16 protein-coding genes and 8 tRNA genes are annotated in these 17144 nt (G+C 43.3%); all 24 read right to left on the bottom strand.

What is annotated here, in order from left to right:
- Nucleotides 1–46 precede the first annotated feature (46 nt).
- The 24 genes from panD to AB5213_RS07465 all read right to left on the bottom strand — a co-directional run bounded on the left by panD (nt 47) and on the right by AB5213_RS07465 (nt 17011).
- Nucleotides 47–442 (bottom strand): aspartate 1-decarboxylase, encoded by a 396-nt coding sequence (gene panD / locus AB5213_RS07580; protein WP_055156306.1) that lies wholly within the window; start codon nt 440–442, stop codon nt 47–49.
- A 636-nt stretch (nt 443–1078) separates the two neighbouring features.
- Nucleotides 1079–1161, bottom strand: a tRNA-Leu gene (locus tag AB5213_RS07575).
- A gap of 89 nt (nt 1162–1250) precedes the next feature.
- On the bottom strand, nt 1251–1724 hold the full coding sequence (locus tag AB5213_RS07570) for an LURP-one-related/scramblase family protein (RefSeq protein WP_173692717.1): 474 nt from the start codon (nt 1722–1724) through the stop codon (nt 1251–1253).
- A gap of 9 nt (nt 1725–1733) precedes the next feature.
- Nucleotides 1734–2279, bottom strand: a complete 546-nt coding sequence (locus AB5213_RS07565; protein ID WP_055156301.1) for a histidine phosphatase family protein — start codon at nt 2277–2279, stop codon at nt 1734–1736.
- The gene (locus AB5213_RS07560; protein WP_347006682.1) at nt 2279–3199 is read right to left on the bottom strand and encodes a glycosyltransferase; all 921 of its coding nucleotides are present in this window, start codon (nt 3197–3199) and stop codon (nt 2279–2281) included. The genes AB5213_RS07565 and AB5213_RS07560 overlap by 1 nt, the downstream gene beginning before the upstream one ends.
- A gap of 120 nt (nt 3200–3319) precedes the next feature.
- Entirely contained in the window at nt 3320–4864 is a 1545-nt protein-coding gene (locus tag AB5213_RS07555) for an MATE family efflux transporter (RefSeq protein ID WP_243273493.1), read from the bottom strand.
- 45 nt (nt 4865–4909) lie between these two features.
- Nucleotides 4910–5095, bottom strand: a complete 186-nt coding sequence (locus AB5213_RS07550) for a DUF6472 family protein (protein ID WP_008372704.1) — start codon at nt 5093–5095, stop codon at nt 4910–4912.
- Nucleotides 5096–5174: 79 nt separating this feature from the next.
- On the bottom strand, nt 5175–6131 hold the full coding sequence (locus AB5213_RS07545) for a DMT family transporter (protein ID WP_195435034.1): 957 nt from the start codon (nt 6129–6131) through the stop codon (nt 5175–5177).
- Nucleotides 6132–6148: 17 nt separating this feature from the next.
- The gene (locus AB5213_RS07540; protein ID WP_347006681.1) at nt 6149–7315 is read right to left on the bottom strand and encodes an MBL fold metallo-hydrolase; all 1167 of its coding nucleotides are present in this window, start codon (nt 7313–7315) and stop codon (nt 6149–6151) included.
- Between the two features lie 216 nt (nt 7316–7531).
- A complete protein-coding gene (locus AB5213_RS07535) occupies nt 7532–8215 on the bottom strand; it encodes a PHP domain-containing protein (RefSeq protein WP_347006680.1) in 684 nt (227 codons plus the stop codon).
- Nucleotides 8216–8318: 103 nt separating this feature from the next.
- A complete protein-coding gene (locus AB5213_RS07530; protein ID WP_347006679.1) occupies nt 8319–9554 on the bottom strand; it encodes a glycosyltransferase family 4 protein in 1236 nt (411 codons plus the stop codon).
- A 467-nt stretch (nt 9555–10021) separates the two neighbouring features.
- Nucleotides 10022–10102 (bottom strand) — tRNA-Leu (locus tag AB5213_RS07525).
- 39 nt (nt 10103–10141) lie between these two features.
- A tRNA-Lys gene (locus AB5213_RS07520) sits at nt 10142–10214 on the bottom strand.
- A gap of 4 nt (nt 10215–10218) precedes the next feature.
- Nucleotides 10219–10290: transfer RNA gene (locus tag AB5213_RS07515), tRNA-Gln, on the bottom strand.
- A 200-nt stretch (nt 10291–10490) separates the two neighbouring features.
- Nucleotides 10491–10564 (bottom strand) — tRNA-His (locus AB5213_RS07510).
- Nucleotides 10565–10572: 8 nt separating this feature from the next.
- Nucleotides 10573–10646 (bottom strand) — tRNA-Arg (locus AB5213_RS07505).
- A gap of 22 nt (nt 10647–10668) precedes the next feature.
- Nucleotides 10669–10739 (bottom strand) — tRNA-Gly (locus AB5213_RS07500).
- Between the two features lie 8 nt (nt 10740–10747).
- Nucleotides 10748–10822, bottom strand: a tRNA-Pro gene (locus tag AB5213_RS07495).
- A gap of 167 nt (nt 10823–10989) precedes the next feature.
- Nucleotides 10990–11472, bottom strand: a complete 483-nt coding sequence (locus tag AB5213_RS07490) for a metallophosphoesterase (protein ID WP_347006678.1) — start codon at nt 11470–11472, stop codon at nt 10990–10992.
- Entirely contained in the window at nt 11469–12074 is a 606-nt protein-coding gene (gene rdgB, locus AB5213_RS07485; protein ID WP_055156289.1) for an RdgB/HAM1 family non-canonical purine NTP pyrophosphatase, read from the bottom strand. The genes AB5213_RS07490 and rdgB overlap by 4 nt, the downstream gene beginning before the upstream one ends.
- A gap of 19 nt (nt 12075–12093) precedes the next feature.
- On the bottom strand, nt 12094–13254 hold the full coding sequence (locus tag AB5213_RS07480) for a class I SAM-dependent RNA methyltransferase (protein WP_022219968.1): 1161 nt from the start codon (nt 13252–13254) through the stop codon (nt 12094–12096).
- A gap of 178 nt (nt 13255–13432) precedes the next feature.
- Entirely contained in the window at nt 13433–13666 is a 234-nt protein-coding gene (locus AB5213_RS07475; protein WP_022219969.1) for a hypothetical protein, read from the bottom strand.
- Nucleotides 13667–13985: 319 nt separating this feature from the next.
- The gene (locus AB5213_RS07470; RefSeq protein WP_055156286.1) at nt 13986–14441 is read right to left on the bottom strand and encodes a DUF1700 domain-containing protein; all 456 of its coding nucleotides are present in this window, start codon (nt 14439–14441) and stop codon (nt 13986–13988) included.
- 455 nt (nt 14442–14896) lie between these two features.
- Nucleotides 14897–17011: a glutamine synthetase III gene (locus AB5213_RS07465; RefSeq protein WP_173686526.1), complete on the bottom strand. Its 2115-nt coding sequence runs from the start codon at nt 17009–17011 to the stop codon at nt 14897–14899.
- Nucleotides 17012–17144 lie beyond the last annotated feature (133 nt).

The following is a 17144-nucleotide window of genomic DNA, read 5'->3' as shown; positions in this document are numbered from 1 at the left end:
GCCTCTTGTTCTGAATTCAACAAATTTCATTTTGTTTTTAGATTCCTTATTTTTCCTGGTCTTTCAACAACCCATGTTTTTCATAATTTGTCACACGGCTGATCTTATTTTCATCATCCACGAAAACAACTTTTGGTTTATGTTCTTTGGCTTCTTCTGCCTCATAATTTGCATAACACATGATAATAACCTTATCACCTGTACTTACACATCTTGCCGCAGCGCCATTTAAGCAGATCATTCCGCTTCCACGCTTACCACAGATCGTATAAGTTTCAAATCGGCTTCCGTTATTCACGTCCACGATCTGAACCTTCTCATATTCCATAATTCCTGCTGCCTCCAGCAGTTCCTCATCAACGGTAATACTTCCCACGTAATCTAATTCTGCCTGTACTACCGTAGCACGATGAATCTTTCCTTTTAGCATCTCAACTGTCATGTCTTACTCCTTTTCTGTCCGGAAACACAAAAATAAGCATAAACATAGAGTGTAACCATGCTTTTTTCCATAATTCCAAATTATTATATGAAAAAAGCATCATCAAGGTATACTTCTCCCTGCAAATGCTTCTGCTATTCTTCGTATTCCCTGAGTCTTATTTTACCTCTTAATAAATATAAGCTCCTTCTCCGTCACCTGTTGACGGAAACGATTTCGATATGAAATTGTTGTGATTCAGTCAGAGTATAGTTTTGTAGTTTTCAAATACTACCTCCGCGGATATTATTGCACCTTGACAAGAGATTGTCAATCCAATGTTCTCATGTATTTAATTCAAGACATCTGTGCGGAAGATGGGGCGCAACTCGTCCGGTGGACGAGTGCTTTGCGCCGACCGTAGCGGAGCGAAGACCTGGACCCTGGGTTCAGGGATCGCTTCGGTACAATAAAAGAAAACCTTAAGCAAATCATCCGAGGTTTCTTTTATTATGCGGAAGATGGGGCGCAGCTCGTCCGGTGGACGAGTGCTTTGCGCCGACCGTAGCGGAGCGAAGACCTAAACTCTGGGTTCAGGGATCGCTTCGGTACAATAAAAGAAAACCTCAGGTGAATCACCTGAGGTTTCTTTTATTATGCGGAAGATGGGACTTGAACCCACACGCCCTTGCGAGCACTAGAACCTGAATCTAGCTCGTCTGCCATTCCGACACTTCCGCGTCAACAAAAAGAATCTTATCACATACCAACCGGTTTGGCAAGTGTTTTTTATATTTTTTTAACTTTTTTTACATTTCATTAAATTACATCAATTATTTTGAATGCAGTTTGCCGCATCAATTGTAATTACCAGAAGAAGTCCCATCAATTCATCTGCCGGATTTGCAAAATCCAGTACATAAGTATCTCCCCAGTGGAGTAATTCTTTTGTAATATGTACCACAGGACTGCATGCTTCATAGATATCATAATTCCATCCTATGAAATCTCCTTCTACATGCCATCCATTAAACTCAACATCATACTTCGGTCGAAACAATGTAAAACGCTTTTCAATCCGTCCAAGTGTCTGCCCATTCACTTCAATTTCAAACACTGGAAGTAATGACATCACTTTTTCTTTAATCAACCCGAGTTCGTTCCCTGCCATATCATATACATGCAGCCGGTGTCCAAGCGACAAAAACTCTGCTTTTACAAAATACTTCGCATTTTCATTCTCATCATAAACATCATATGAATCTGTCCATGAAAAAACTCTCTGCTTAACAAGTAATTTCATACGCTACTCCTACTCCGGAAATTCATACTTCCTCAATTCGCAGTTCTTAATTCCAAATGCCGCAAACTCTTCATTCGTCATATCATAAAAATAAGACTGGATTACTCTGGAAATTCCATTATGTGCAACCAGTAGATAAACCTTATCATCCGCTTCTTTCCGAATGTCATCCAGAAGATTGTAAATCCTCTGGCACAGATGAAGCATTGTCTCCCCGCCTTCAAAATGATTGATAAAGTTCTGTTTTGCCTTTTTGAACTCCTCCCCATTTCTCGGAGTGGACTCATATTTTCCAAAATTCTGCTCCTTCAGGCGCATCTCCTCACGCATCGGAATCCCTGTCACCTCCGAAATATGGCGCGCGGTCTCCTTCGCCCGGACAAGTGGCGAATACAGGATCTCGTCAATCTTTACGCCCTCTTCCTTAATCTTTCTTCCAAGCTCCATTGCCTGCTCATGTCCAAGCTCTGTCAGCTCGATATCTGTCGCACCACAGATTTTATTTTCCACATTCCATACAGTCTGTCCATGTCTTGTAAAATAAAAATGTCCCATTATTCTTTCTCCCAGTACGCTTTATTTGCCGAACATTTCCGGACAACTCCCTCCGGTAATCGTTCGTAGTTTCTTCCAAGCTGATATGCCAGATAACGAACAATGCTGCGTGTCAGCACTTCGCCCAGGTATTCCTCCATATGATTCTGTCTAAGTAGCGCCGAGGTTACACGTACCAGCCGCACTCCTTCTTTACCCGGTTTTGTATTTTCGAGCATCTCCGGATGCTCCGCATGCGCAACCCCGATATCAAAGTTACGCTTCCAGAGTTCGCGCAGATTGTCATTGCGATAATACAGGATCTCAGCCTCTGGCGCATAAACCGTCTGCCAGCCCTTTTCCAGAAGTCTTCTCGCCGCAAGCATGTCCTCTCCGGCGATCATCCTCTTTCCAAAGCCTTCTGTCTCCAGATACGCACTTCTTCTGTACGCTGCGCATACATTAGAATTAAAAAATGTCCGGATCCCAAGCTTTCCGGTATCTTCCAAAGACTTTGTCATACCTTTCGGCGGATAGTTAAACTGTCTCACACAACACTCGATCGGACTGCATTCATCATCTGTCATATGCCTTCCATACACGACCGCCGTCCGCTCCTCTTTAAACGGTTCTGTCAGCTTCTCTACCAGATATCGGTTCTGTGGTATCGCCGTCTGTACCATAAAAATCACAATATCCGAATCCAGTTCCCGTAAGATCGCATCTCTGCTTCCTGCCCGGTCATATTCCTCCTTTGGAGTATATCGGACCTCAATTCTTTTATCCATATAGATTTCCGGGATTTCCCTATCAATCGGATTCTCATAAAGAACTTCAAGCAAAATTCTGTCCGGCATTACACTCTGTCTCAATAATCTCTCTATACTCATTTTCAGTCGTCCATCTGGTCGGAAGACTGGAATTACAATCGCTATGTTCACATCATCATCTCATTTCGTTTTTTTCACTAATCAGTATATACAAAATTCTTTTCTGAATCAATCCCAACCTATTCCCTGTTAATAAAAAAGACAGTTCCCATAAAAGAACCGTCTTTCTCATCAGCTCAGCGCTGCACTTTCTTCTTTTTTCTTCTTATCCATCACAGAAAGTTCCTTAAGCTCCCTCACCATGAAATATCCGCAGACGATTGCTGCTGCCGCATCTGCAATTGGTCCGGCATACATAACCCCGTCAATTCCCATAAACAATGGAAAGATCACGATCAGCGGCAATAAAAAGAGAATCTGTCTTGTCAGGGACATAAATACACCCAGCTGCGATTTTCCGATGGAGTTGAAAAAGTTCGATGTAACCGGCTGGATTCCATTGATAAGCGTAAGGAACATATAGATCCGGAAATACCGCTCTGAAAACTGAAAATACAGCTCACTTCCCGAACCAAATACGCTGATGATCTGTCTCGGGAATACCTGGAAACAGAAAAATGCAATTCCGGAAAGAACGGTTGCAGTTCCAAGTGCGAGCAGGTAGCTTTTCCGTACCCGTTCATACTTCTCTGCGCCATAGTTGAAGCCGATAATCGGCTGGATTCCCTGGGAAATTCCGATAACAAATGACATAAAGATCATATTTACTTTTGTAATGATCCCGGCACAGGCAAGCGGAATGTCACCGCCATATACAGACTGTGCTCCATAATGCGACAATGTATTATTCAGTACGATCTGTACGATCGTCATTGCAATCTGGTTAAAGCAGGCACTGGCACCGAATTTGAAAATATTCTCGATATGTCTTCCCGTCATATGGAAACTTTCCTTTGTAAGCCGGATCGTTTTAAAATGGAACATATACCGCAGACTGATGCAGAACGAAACGATCTGTCCTATGATCGTAGCAAGTGCTGCGCCCCTCATTCCCATATGCAGCCCAAAAATAAAAATCGGATCCAGAATTGTATTTACAATAGCACCCACCAGCATAGATGTCATCGAATACCGCGGACTTCCATCCGCAAGGATCAGCTTACTCATCCCCGTATTTGCGATCAGAAATGGAAAGCCAATTGCCGTGATCCGTGTATATTCCTGTGCATACGGAAGTACCTCCGATGTGGCACCGAAGAATTTCAGCATCGGAGTCAGAAAAATCGTCGTTACTGCAAAAAGTGCAATCCCGAAAATTGCCATCAGGCAAATTCCATTTCCCGCATACTCTGCAGATTCTTTTTCTTCTCCTGCACCAAGCTTCAATGAAAAATTGGTCGCACTGCCGATTCCAAGCAGCAGTGAGATTGCCGTACAGGAAGTAGAAAGCGGAAACGCAATATTCGTTGCTGCATTTCCCAGCATTCCCACACCCTGACCAATGAAAATCTGATCTACAATATTGTAAAGAGCTGTTACCAGCATGGAAATAATGCATGGAATCGCAAATCCGACCAGTAGTTTTGATTCCTTTTCATACCCAAGCGGATTGTCCTGTTCATTCACTGTATTTGCCTTTTTATCTCTCACCTTTATAGCCTCCTCCAGATGTTCATATATAAATGCCGCTGTCTCACTTAGTATCATCGTTCCATTTATCCGCTCCGCAGCTTCTCCTCTTGGAACAAGTACAAATTCATCTATTACCTGACACATTACAAAATTCTGCGTTTTTTATACTTCTACTCCATCATCTACAATTTACATCTGTTTTCTGACGACTCTGTATTCATCTCCAGATCTGTAGTAAGGACACTGATAATGCTGATCCGTCAGAAACCGCATCATCTCATCCTCATCCAGGTCTCTGTCACACGTGTAACATTCATATTCATCATCGTAAATATAAAATGTACAGGTGTCACAACAGCTCGCTGTATTTGCCATAACCTGCCTCCTGTTATTTCTTTTCCTGTTCAAAAATCGGTATCAGCTGCAGGTGTCCTCCTTTAAAACAGGTTCCATCTTAGTTCATTCCTTTTTCTTTTTCTCCCACCGGCTTCGCCCAGTTGACAATCAGGATTCCGATAGAAACCAGCACCAGTGCGATCAGGTCTTTCATTCCGAATACATTTCCCTCACGCAAAATAATCGCGGAAAGGATCACCCCGAATACCGGATTCGTAAATCCGAAGATCGATACCTTGGATACCGGATTGTATTTCAACAGGATTCCCCACAGCGTGTATGCAACTGCAGAAATCAGCGCCATATAGATCAGAAGAATCATTGCCGGCATACTTGCCGTATGGATTCTTCCACCCATCACGAATCCGATCAGGATCATCACGAGCCCGCCTGCAGTAAACTGATATCCGCTTAACATCACCGGATCAGATTTGGCTGAATACTTCTTGATCAGTACAGAAGATAATGCATAAGCGATCGCAGAGATAAAAATAAATCCATCTCCGGTCAGATTAAAGCTCATATCCACATTGCTTCCGCTCAGATTGATCAGAACCACCCCTGCAAATCCGACGATACATCCGAGCACTTTTTTCTGATCCAGTTTCTCCTGATGAAAGATCAGGCTTGAAACAAGGATTGCAAGGAATACATTGGATGCCTCAACGATCGATCCTTTGACTCCGGTCGTATGTGCAAGTCCTACATAAAAGAAAAAATACTGGGCCACCGTCTGTAAAAGACAGATTTTTCCGATTCTCGGAAGATCTCCCTTCCCCGCTTTCAGAAAACGTCCCTGCAGGATCGATCCAAACAAAATAACCATAATGCCTGCAATCGTAAAGCGGCACCCCGCAAACAGGATCTGCGTGGCGGTATCGGCTGAATCGATCTGAAACAGCCGGTAGCCAACCTTGATACAAGGAAAAGCACTTCCCCATAACGCACAGCAGACCATTGCAAGAAGACATACCACCCAGGTTTTCCTCATTGTAGTCTCTTTTAACTTTATCATCTCATTCTTTCCGTTTCTTAAGCAAGCAGTTCATCTGCAAGTTCTTCCATTGCAGTTACATCTGCATCTTTCATCGTAGATTTGATCGTAACCGTCTTTTCGCAGAGAGTGATCTTCTTCATCTTTTCTACATAACCTTTCATCACGCGTGCTGCTGTCGGAGCCCAGGAACCATTCTCGATAATTGCGATCTTACGGTTCTGGTAGTTCTTATTGGTCAGTTTGTTCAGGAAAGTCTCCATGCACGGGAACACACTTGCATCATAGGAAGCTGCTGCAAGAACCAGCTTGTCATAGCGGAATGCATCCTCGATTGCCTCTGCCATATCATCTCTGGAAAGGTCAGTGATCGCTACCTTCTTTGCACCTTTGGCTTCCAGGATCTCTTTCATCTTCTCTGCTGCCTTCTTGGTATTGCCATGGATCGATGCATAAGCAACCAGTACCCCGTCATCTTCCGGTTCATAGCTGCTCCATGTCATGTATTTTCCGATATAGTATCCCAGATTTTCTTTCAGGATCGGTCCATGAAGCGGGCAGATCGTCTGAATGTCCAGAGTCGCTGCTTTTTTCAGAAGCGCCTGTACCTGTGCACCGTATTTGCCTACGATATTGAAGTAGTATCTTCTTGCTTCACAAGCCCAGTCCTCATCTGCATCCAGCGCACCGAATTTACCAAATCCATCTGCTGAGAACAGAATCTTCTCAGACTTTTCGTATTCGACCATAACTTCCGGCCAGTGAACCATCGGAGCCATAAAGAACTGAAGGGTATGGCTTCCAAGGGAAAGTTCTTCACCTTCTTTTACCGCAACTGCACGGTCTGCCAGATCTGCGATTTCAAAGAACTGTGGAAGCATTGCAATAGCTTTTGCACTTGCCACGATCTTGGCTTCCGGATATTTGTCTGCAAATTCTTTGATGCTTCCGGCATGATCCGGTTCCAGATGAGATACAACCAGATAATCCGGTGTTCTTCCATCCAGCACCCTCTCCAGATTCTCTTTCCATTCGTCTGTCTTTCTCGTATCAATCGTATCCATAACTGCGATCTTCTCGTCCAGGATCACATAAGAGTTGTAGGATACTCCGTTTGGAACGATGTACTGGCTCTCAAAGAGATCCAGATCCTTATCATCTGCTCCGATATATTTTACTGCATCTGAAATTACTATGTCTTTCATGTTAGTTCCTCCTTGTAATTGGTGATTGAAAAGATACTCAAGCACGTAGTGTCTTTTATTCGGCAGGAAGTTCCTACGGAATTTCCTGTTAAATAAGAAAGCTGGAAATATTACATTCCAGCCCTCTTAATTTCCACTCTTAATAATACTATGGAAATAACACACTTTCAATAAAAAAAGCGTTTAATTTTTTCATATCTGTTCTCATTTTTTACGTTAACCGGCACACACCATCTGTTCCTGCTCGTAAATGTGAAACGGTGCATCAATCGGATTTTTCATATCCCAGAGATAATATCCACCCTCTTTATAATACACCGGAAGAGTCTCGCATCGTTTTACACTCCGGATCAGTTCCTGTACCGAACGGATCTCTCTTGGAAAATACGTTGCATAAATTCCCAGCTTCTCCGGCACATGGCAATCACTTGATCCAACTGTTGCAAGTCCAAGCTCAGCCGCATATTCTGCCGCCTTTCGATTTGCCTCATAAAGTGTGCTGCCGTTCAGCACTTCGATTCCATCAAGTCCCTTTACAATCTTCAGGTTCTCTTCCAGTCCCCTGTTATTATTGCGGAATGGATGGACACTGAAACACATACCGCCCTGTGCCTGTACCAGATCTACAAACTCCTGTGCCGGGATTCTCTCTTTTGGATAATCCTCAATTCCAAATGCTACAATGTCTCCCTGCAGGGAATAAAATTCAATCCCGACAAAAATCGGAAATCCTGTTTTCTCCGAATACTCTGCCGCAAATTCCTTCAGTCCCATACTGTCATGATCCGTAATACAGATCCCATCAAGTCCTCTGCGCTTTGCGATCTCTACCATGTTCTCCAATCTTAAAAAGCTGTCCCCTGAATAACGCATCTCATGCATATGCATATCAATTATCAACTGTTAATAACCTCCTGTTAAAATGCCTTTTCATTTCTCTTTTCTTCATTTTAACATGTTGTTTTACAAAAAAATAATTGATAATTTACATGCAGAAATTCAATTATAGGTTTTTCCGATAAACACTCTGTTGCTCAAATATCTGCATAAGATGCACACAAAGTCCGTCCCACGAAATCTGCTCCAGATGCTCCTTTTCCGGCTTTGATCCAGGATATTTTGCGATCCCTTCAATGGCTCCGGCAAGTTTCTTTTCAAATACCGGAAGTTCTTCTTCCACAGGTTCATCTTCATTCACTCTTTTTGGCGGCTCTACAAAAACCACACCATTATCCGGAAGATTCTGATCAATCCAATTCCTGATCCCCGGAAGATCTGTACAGATCACATAGGTACCACATGCCAGAGCCTCAATGATCACAAGTGGAAGACCTTCATAAAAAGATGGCAGTACAAACACATCACTCTGATTCATCTTCTTCGCCAACTCCTGCTGTGTGATCTTCCCGGCAAAGGTAACTGCAAACGGACACTTTTCGGCAAGCTCCCGGATTTCCTGATATTCGTCCTCATCCCCGGCACCTCCTGCCAGTTCCAGAGAAATAATAAGACCGGAATCCTTCAGATAATCCAACGAACGGATCAGACTTTTCACACCCTTTTTCTCTGAGATCTTTCCGGCAAAGATTAGTCTCAGCTCTTTTTCTTCTCCCTGTGAAGCCCCCATCTCCTGCCGGAAAACATCACTGTTATAGCCGGTTCCGATCACCCGTACCTTCTCTCTGATATGCTCCCCGTAAATTCCGCAAATCATCTCTTTCTGCTCCTCATGCAATGCAAAAATCCCATCCAGCGCAGGAATTCTCTGTAAAATGTATTCCCGGTTCTGTTCTGTCTTGCGGATCTGCCGCAGGTCGGATCCATGGGATACTCCATATACCTTTTTATCAGGAAACAGCTCTCTTACAATCGCTGTAAGGAGATACAGATGATGACACAGGATCACGTCCGGATCCAACTCCTCCACTGCCTTTTTCAGTACCTCGCCAAATGCGTTCCGGAACGTTTCTGTCATCTCCTCTGTCAGGTCTGAATACCTGGTACTCGGATAAGGCATCTCGTCCGACATTCCCGTGATCGGATACGGTAACTGCTCCGATTCAAAATATACCGGATAAAAGCTTACCCCCTCCGGAAGACATACCTGATCAGCTTTTGTAACTCCCGCGATCACTGACTGGGTGATTCCCTTTTTTTTAAATCCTCTGACCAGTTCCGTCAGATAGATACCGCTTCCGGTACTGTCCGGCTTCTGGGCTGTGACACTTAATATTTTCATTCTTTCGTCCCTCTTACTTTGTTAAAATTTCCCTGTTACATGTATTTATTGCCGCAATGTAATCAATAAAAGCGGTACTCACCGTTTATCATTTATCCATGCTTTAATTATTCTCCAGTTTCTTTTTCACCTGTTTTTTTAGAAGTTCTTCCTTTCATTGGATGAAAATGTTCCGAAAGGAGAATGTTTTTGAGGATTGCGAGAGTGCAAAGCACGTAGCAATCTGGTATCAAAGGGGCAAAATACCTTTGAACCCCAACATCTTCATATGATTATATTAACATATAGTTGGAATCTGTAAAAGAGACGATCTCGATCCGGATATTTTCAACAGAAATATCTAAATACTGCTTCTTCTTTTTCCGCTTTTTCCTTAAAATCCATAAAAAAAGCAAAAAAAGAAACCTTTTTGGTAAAGGTTCCTCTATTACTTCTATATATAACTGGTTTTGTTATGTTTAACTAAATGCGGATGACAGGACTTGAACCTGCACCTCGTAGAGACTAGATCCTAAGTCTAGCGCGTCTGCCAGTTCCGCCACATCCGCATTTTTTTAGTCCCACAGAAAACCATGGGACTAAATAAGTGAGCGTGCGGGGATTCGAACCCCGGACAACTTGATTAAAAGTCAAGTGCTCTACCACCTGAGCTACACGCCCGTAACTGGGCCAGCTGGATTCGAACCAGCGAGTGCAGGAGTCAAAGTCCTGTGCCTTACCGCTTGGCGATGACCCATTATCTTTATGTCTTAACATAGAATGCGCCATGGCACATTCCCGCGCCTGCGACAATCGCTTAACTTATGGCATCCCGTAATCTGCCAAAGCTCTCATATCCTGCCGGAGACTTTTATGATATCCACTCTTACAATGTCTATCATAAAAAAAATGCGAGCATTTCTGCTTGCCATTTCTTTCAAATATTATAAATTAAAGGGTGGATACAGGGATTCGAACCCTGGGCCTCCAGAGCCACAATCTGGCGCGCTAACCAACTGCGCTATACCCACCATATAAACGTGCTTGGAGGGATTCGAACCCCCGACCCACGGCTTAGAAGGCCGTTGCTCTATCCAACTGAGCTACAAACACACAACACTGGATTCTCAGTGTAAGCGGGTGATGGGAATCGAACCCACGTATCCAGCTTGGAAGGCTGGTGTTCTACCATTGAACTACACCCGCAGATCACATCGGGGTGACAGGATTCGAACCTGCGACCTCCTGGTCCCAAACCAGGCGCTCTAGCCAAGCTGAGCCACACCCCGTTGTTTATCTGTTTGTCATCTCCGTGACGACAAAAGTTATTATATTACAAGGTTTTCAAAAAGTCAACATGTTTTTTGAATTTTTTTAAAGAAATTTTTATTTTTCTTTTTCTTGTAAAAGACACGCATTTTTGCCCTTTTTTCAGCAGAAATACGTGCCACCTACTCTAATCCAGATAATGAATCGTAAACTCCGTATTCCCGTCCCGATCCATCTCCATAATAATATAACTGCCTTTTCTGCCTTCCTGCCGTGGAAATGCCAGACTGCCCGGATTCAGTACTGTAATATCACCAAACTTTTTCAGATACGGTCTGTGTGTATGACCAAACATCACGATATCTGCATTTCTCGATCTTCCCTCATCCAGGATCCGCTCTACACCAAGAGACACCGAATACTGGTGTCCATGTGCCATAAATGCTTTTTTCTTGCCAAAATAAATCTCCATCTCCCGGAGATTGCGTGAGAAGAAATCATTATTCCCAGCCAGTATATACGCCGGACATCCGCAGAATGCCTCAATATAGTCTTCTCCGCCCTCTGTATCCCCGAGATGCACCAGATAATCAATCTTTCCAGCTTCCATGATTGCCTGGTCAAATGCAGTATGTCTTCCATGTGTATCACTAATAATCAATACTCTCATAACTTTTTCTCCATGATCTGTCTCATCATCCGAAGCGCTTCTCCTCTGTGGCTGAGTTCATTCTTCTTTTCCGGTGCAAGCTCTGCCGAGGTGCAACCGTATTCCGGCAGGAAAAAGATCGGATCGTAGCCAAATCCATTTGCTCCGGCGATTTCGTAACCAATACATCCTTCCATCGTTCCACGGACAACCTCTTTGTCCCCGTTCGGGAATACTGCCGCCACCGCACAGACAAACCTTGCTGTACGCTGCTTGTCCGGTACGCCCTTCATTCTTGAAAGCAGGAGGCTGTTCTTGATATCATACGAAGTATTGGTTCCTGCATAGCGCGCAGAATAGATTCCCGGTTCTTTATTCAGATAATCGATTTCCAGTCCGGAATCATCTGCCAGCACAATCGCATCCATCGCCCTCACTTCCGGCAGCTCTGCGATCGCTGAGGCTTTGATCATCGCATTTTCCTCAAAGGACTTTCCATCCTCTACGATATCAATGTCAACCCCGGCTTCCTTCATAGAAAGGATCTCCATCCCCAGATCCCGCAAGATCTGGCGGATCTCTGTCATTTTATTCTTATTACCCGTTGCAAAAATAATTTTCATCTGTAAATTCTTCTTTCTCTTACTGTTTTGGTTCTTTTGGGCGTTTCGGTGGCTTCGGACCTAAGAACTGATAAAAATAGGTCTTCAGCATACCATTATATATCTTCCGGTTCTTATCTGCTTTTCTTCCGAAATAACGTTCTGCATCCTCGTAACTGGTGATCATATATGCAGACCAGCTATCCAGCTTTTTAAAACTCTCACCAAATTCTCTGTATAACTGCGGCAGATCCTTTTTATCCTCCAGTCGCTCGCCATACGGCGGATTTGTAATGATAAAGCCATACTTCTTCGGGTGGCTTAAATCCTTTACCGCTCTTTCCTGAAAATGGATCAGATGGTCAACGCCTGCATCTTTGGCATTCTGTCTTGCTGCTTTTACTGCCTCCGGATTCAGGTCATATCCCTGAATATCAACCTGTACCTTCCGGTCGATCACATCATTTGCCTCATCCATTGCATCATACCATGCCTTTTTCGGAATCAGGTTCACCCATTCTTCTGCTGTAAAGGAACGGTTCATCCCCGGTGCAATATTAGCTGCCATCAAAGCCGCTTCGATTGGAAATGTTCCACTTCCGCAGAAAGGGTCTACCAGGATCCGGTCCTTGTGCCACGGTGTCAGCATGATCAGTGCGGATGCCAATGTCTCTGTGATCGGTGCCTTTACGGTCATCTGACGATAACCTCTCTTATGTAAAGATACGCCGGAGGTATCTATCCCGATCGTCACGATATCTTTCATCAGAAATACACGGATCGGGTAAGCTGGTCCATCCTCCTGGAACCATTCTATCCCGTAGATCCGTCTCAGCCTTTCTACCATGGCTTTTTTCATGATCGACTGAATATCTGACGGACTGAACAGCTTACTCTTTACAGATGCAGCCTTCGTCACCCAGAATTTTCCGTTCTTCGGAATATAATTCTCCCACGGAAGTACTCTTGTTTTCTCAAATAATTCATCAAATGTCTCTGCTTTAAACGAACCAACCTTAAGAAGGATTCTTTCTGCTGTCCGAAGGAACACGTTCGCATCGCAAATCGCCTGTGCATCTCCCCAGAAGCATACTCTTCCGTCTTCTACTGTTGATATCTCATATCCTAAATCCAGCACTTCCCGCTTCAGAACAGCTTCCATTCCGAAATGGCAGGGTGCTATCAGCTCCATTTTTTCCATTCTTTTTCCTTTCTCTACTCTGCAATCTGTTATAAACTATATTACGTTTTTCGGTTGCCTTTTGTCAAGTAGTGCGCTTGTACCACAAATTTTTTAAGGAACCAGATTGCTACACCAAAAACAGAAAAGCAGCGGAATCCAAACCGCTGCTTTTCCATTCTTAACTGCTTTGCACTTTTTAATACTTATCACTTTCGTTATGGCAGGACTTTGAGCTGTCATATGCATTACGGTCTGATTCATATGCATTCTTTGCATTCCGGTTAGTCGTATTTTTACCGGATGCATTTTTATTGCCTGAATTTTTATTTGACTGATTCTTGCCGGAAGCATTTTCAGCATACGCATTCTTATTGGATCCATATGAATTTTTGTTTGTACTGTTTTCTGAAGCATTATAATTTTTTGCCATTGATAATTCCTCCTGACATTTTTTTGTACAAACATAGTATCTATCCTTTTCGTATTTTTATACATTTTTATTTTTATCTTGATTTTTAAATCGGTTTATATTATACTTTGTCGTGTAGAGATTTATTTTCTACAACCCCTTATTAATTATTTATACTCCCCTCAAACGCTCGATAGCTCCCCTATCGAGCGTTTAACGTTATATAACAGGCAGATCCTTTTTAAGTACTTGAACCTGCCATATAGAACATATAATCAAAAAGCCGGAGGCATAAGCTTCTTTTCATTGCAGAAGAATCTTATACATCCGGCTTTTTTAATTACCATCGCCTTCTCAGCATTCTGACCAGCAGTATGATCACCAGAAGAGGAATCAGTACCGGTGCGATCAGGCTTACAATCCCACTTATCACCGCAAAGATCACAACGATCACAGCCACAGCCACAAGAATCAGCAGAAGTCTCTTCCACCAGCTGTCCAGGCTCCACACATGGATATTGCTGCTTTCTTCTGTGCTGCTGTTGCCTCTGTAGGTCCTTCCATCCGAATCATAGATCACATCTTCTACACTTTCTTCTCTCTGCGCATCCACGATCGTCTTCGCAAGAATCCACGGATCTCCAAGTTCCGCCAGTACCTCACTCTCCGTTCTTCCTTTTCGGATCTCATCATCAATATACTGGCCGTAGTAGTTCAGATTCTCCTGCAGCACCTGTGGTGTCACACCGGAAGAAAGTTCAATTCTCAGTTTTTCAAGGAACTCTGCTTTCGTCATCTTTCTTTCTCCTCTATTCTCATCATTTCATTGTTTATAATTATATTCTGATGATACCAGGGTCAAAAGATCAGAAATCCAATGCAAGCTTGCTTGCAAGAGGATTTTTGACCTCTTGACCCGCCAAAAACATGAGTAAGTAGCCATTTTTCAAAGAAAAATGAGCGGATTACGAATGTTTTTGAGGATTGCGAGAGTGCAAAGCACGTAGCAATCTGGTATCAAAGGGGTCAAAATACCTTTTGACCCCAACATCATTCTGATACAAAAATGCGCCTGTGATCATTACCCGCAACATCTTCCCTGTATCACAGTGCACATCCCGCCGGAGGCTTTCTATATCCGGAAATAAATTTCCGGATATAGAAAAGAACCTCAGACTTAGAGTAGCATAATTTCTGCTTCTTTCCAAGTCTAAGGTCCTTAAATTTCTATAAGAATTTTATATGTATTTTCTAAACTTCAAATAAAAGATCTCCGTAAGAAGGCATTGGCCATACTTCTTTATCCACGATCATTTCCAGTTCATCTACCGGTGTACGGAGTCCTTCCATAGCCGGAACTACGCTGAAGTGATAGAATTCAGACTGTACTTTTCCTTCTTCTTTTCCTGCTGCTTCTTCTGTGACTGCTTCCAGTTTCTTAAGGGCAGCCTTTGTTTCTGTCAGAAGTCCTGAGATGTCAGCAAGCATTTCAGCCTGTACAGATGCATCTGCTCCGGCTTCTTTTACTGCAAGAACCGTATCTGCAAGCTCTTTTGTATATTTTACAACTGCAGGAATGATCTGTTTTGCAGCAATATCGATCATGGCCTTTGCTTCGATATTGATTGCCTTTGCATAGTTCTCGTATTTGATCTCTGCACGGGATTCCAGTTCTGCCTTGGTAAATACACTAAATTTTCCGAACAGTTCTACCGCTTTGTCAGTTGTCAGTGCCGGGATTGCTTCTACCATGGACTTGATATTCGGAAGTCCTCTCTTTTCTGCTTCAGCTACCCATTCGTCAGAATATCCGTTGCCGTTGAAGATAATTCTCTGATGATCTGTCAGATATTCTTTGATCAGGCTGTGTACAGCTGTATCAAAATCATCTGCTTTTTCCAGGACATCGCATGCCTCTGCAAATGCCTCTGCTACGATTGTATTCAGTACTACGTTTGGTCCTGCAATGGAATCGCGGGAACCTACCATACGGAATTCAAATTTATTTCCGGTAAATGCAAATGGTGAAGTTCGGTTTCTGTCGGTTGCATCCTTTGTAAGATCCGGAAGGGTTGTTACACCTGTTTGCAGCTTTCCACCATTCAGGCTGTGTGTTGCCTCACCTGTACTGAGAAGCTGTTCTACAACGTCCTGAAGCTGTTCTCCAAGGAAGATAGAGATGATTGCCGGCGGTGCTTCGTTTGCTCCAAGTCTGTGGTCATTTCCCGGATCGGCAGCCGATTCACGAAGCAGATCTGCGTGTACATCAACTGCTTTCAGGATACATGCCAGTACCAGAAGGAACTGTACATTTTCATGAGGTGTCTTTCCCGGATCCAGCATATTGATTCCGTCATCTGTTGTGATAGACCAGTTGTTATGCTTACCAGATCCGTTGACTCCTGCAAACGGTTTCTCGTGAAGCAGACATTTCAGTCCATGCTCGCATGCTACCTTTTTCAGTGTCTTCATGATGATCTGGTTGTGATCCACTGCAATATTGGCCTCTGCATAGATCGGTGCAAGTTCGTGCTGTGCAGGTGCCACTTCGTTGTGCTGTGTCTTCGCTGCAACGCCGAGTTTCCATAATTCTTCGTTGACATCTTTCATATAGGAAGCAACCCTCTGACGGATCGTTCCAAAGTAATGATCGTCAAGCTCCTGTCCTTTCGGCGGCATTGCTCCGAAAAGTGTACGTCCTGTGTAAATAAGGTCTTTTCTCTGTAAGAATTTCTTTGCATCAACAAGGAAGTATTCCTGCTCCGGTCCTACAGAAGGTGTTACTTTCTTTGATGTTGTATTTCCGAACAGACGAAGCAGTCTGATGGATTCTTTGTTGATTGCTTCCATAGATCTGAGAAGCGGTGTTTTTTCATCCAGTGCCTCACCTGTGTAAGAGCAGAATGCTGTCGGGATGCAAAGGATCGCTCCGGCTGCATCTTTTCTTACAAATGCCGGTGATGTACAATCCCATGCTGTATATCCTCTTGCTTCAAATGTAGCACGAAGTCCGCCTGACGGGAAAGAAGAAGCATCCGGCTCCCCTTTGATCAGTTCTTTTCCGGAAAAGCTCATCAGAACCTTTCCGCTTGGAAGCGGAGCTGAGATGAAGGAATCATGCTTTTCAGCAGTAACTCCTGTCAGTGGCTGGAACCAGTGTGTATAATGGGTTGCACCTTTTTCGATTGCCCATTCTTTCATCTCATGTGCAATTACATCTGCTGTCTCAAGATCCAGCTCTTTTCCTTCTTCAATTGTCTGTTTTAATTTTTTGTATACTTTTTTCGGAAGTCTCTCCTGCATTACTGCATCGTTAAAAACATCTTCGCCAAAAATTTCTGCCACGCTTAACCATCCACTACTCATAATTACCTTCCTTTCTCTAACGCAAAAAAACGAGGAAGCTCCACTTTGTGGAACTTCCTCGTTCATTGTGATCTCTGTTATTTAAGATATATTTACGATACTCTTTTTTCTTTCAAATTTCAAGACCAATTTT

Origin of the sequence: Coprococcus sp. RTP21204st1_G4_RTP21204_210225 (assembly GCF_040915385.1) — a bacterium.
In the GTDB taxonomy this organism is placed as follows: Bacteria; Bacillota; Clostridia; order Lachnospirales; family Lachnospiraceae; genus Allocoprococcus; species Allocoprococcus comes.
Note: the sequence above shows the minus strand (reverse complement) of the source record. Positions and strands in the feature narration are given on the sequence as shown.

Bases quoted from the DNA above. Each gene is read 5' to 3' on its own strand.
- AB5213_RS07570 (WP_173692717.1), bottom strand. From the start codon at position 1,724: ATGAAATTACTTGTTAAGCAGAGAGTTTTTTCATGGACAGATTCATAT.
- AB5213_RS07465 (WP_173686526.1), bottom strand. From the start codon at position 17,011: ATGAGTAGTGGATGGTTAAGCGTGGCAGAAATTTTTGGCGAAGATGTT.
- AB5213_RS07565 (WP_055156301.1), bottom strand. From the start codon at position 2,279: ATGGGACATTTTTATTTTACAAGACATGGACAGACTGTATGGAATGTG.
- rdgB (WP_055156289.1), bottom strand. From the start codon at position 12,074: ATGAAAATTATTTTTGCAACGGGTAATAAGAATAAAATGACAGAGATC.
- AB5213_RS07480 (WP_022219968.1), bottom strand. From the start codon at position 13,254: ATGGAAAAAATGGAGCTGATAGCACCCTGCCATTTCGGAATGGAAGCT.
- AB5213_RS07475 (WP_022219969.1), bottom strand. From the start codon at position 13,666: ATGGCAAAAAATTATAATGCTTCAGAAAACAGTACAAACAAAAATTCA.
- AB5213_RS07555 (WP_243273493.1), bottom strand. From the start codon at position 4,864: ATGTGTCAGGTAATAGATGAATTTGTACTTGTTCCAAGAGGAGAAGCT.
- AB5213_RS07545 (WP_195435034.1), bottom strand. From the start codon at position 6,131: ATGATAAAGTTAAAAGAGACTACAATGAGGAAAACCTGGGTGGTATGT.
- AB5213_RS07530 (WP_347006679.1), bottom strand. From the start codon at position 9,554: ATGAAAATATTAAGTGTCACAGCCCAGAAGCCGGACAGTACCGGAAGC.
- panD (WP_055156306.1), bottom strand. From the start codon at position 442: ATGACAGTTGAGATGCTAAAAGGAAAGATTCATCGTGCTACGGTAGTA.
- AB5213_RS07470 (WP_055156286.1), bottom strand. From the start codon at position 14,441: ATGACGAAAGCAGAGTTCCTTGAAAAACTGAGAATTGAACTTTCTTCC.
- AB5213_RS07550 (WP_008372704.1), bottom strand. From the start codon at position 5,095: ATGGCAAATACAGCGAGCTGTTGTGACACCTGTACATTTTATATTTAC.
- AB5213_RS07490 (WP_347006678.1), bottom strand. From the start codon at position 11,472: ATGAGAGTATTGATTATTAGTGATACACATGGAAGACATACTGCATTT.
- AB5213_RS07540 (WP_347006681.1), bottom strand. From the start codon at position 7,315: ATGAAAGACATAGTAATTTCAGATGCAGTAAAATATATCGGAGCAGAT.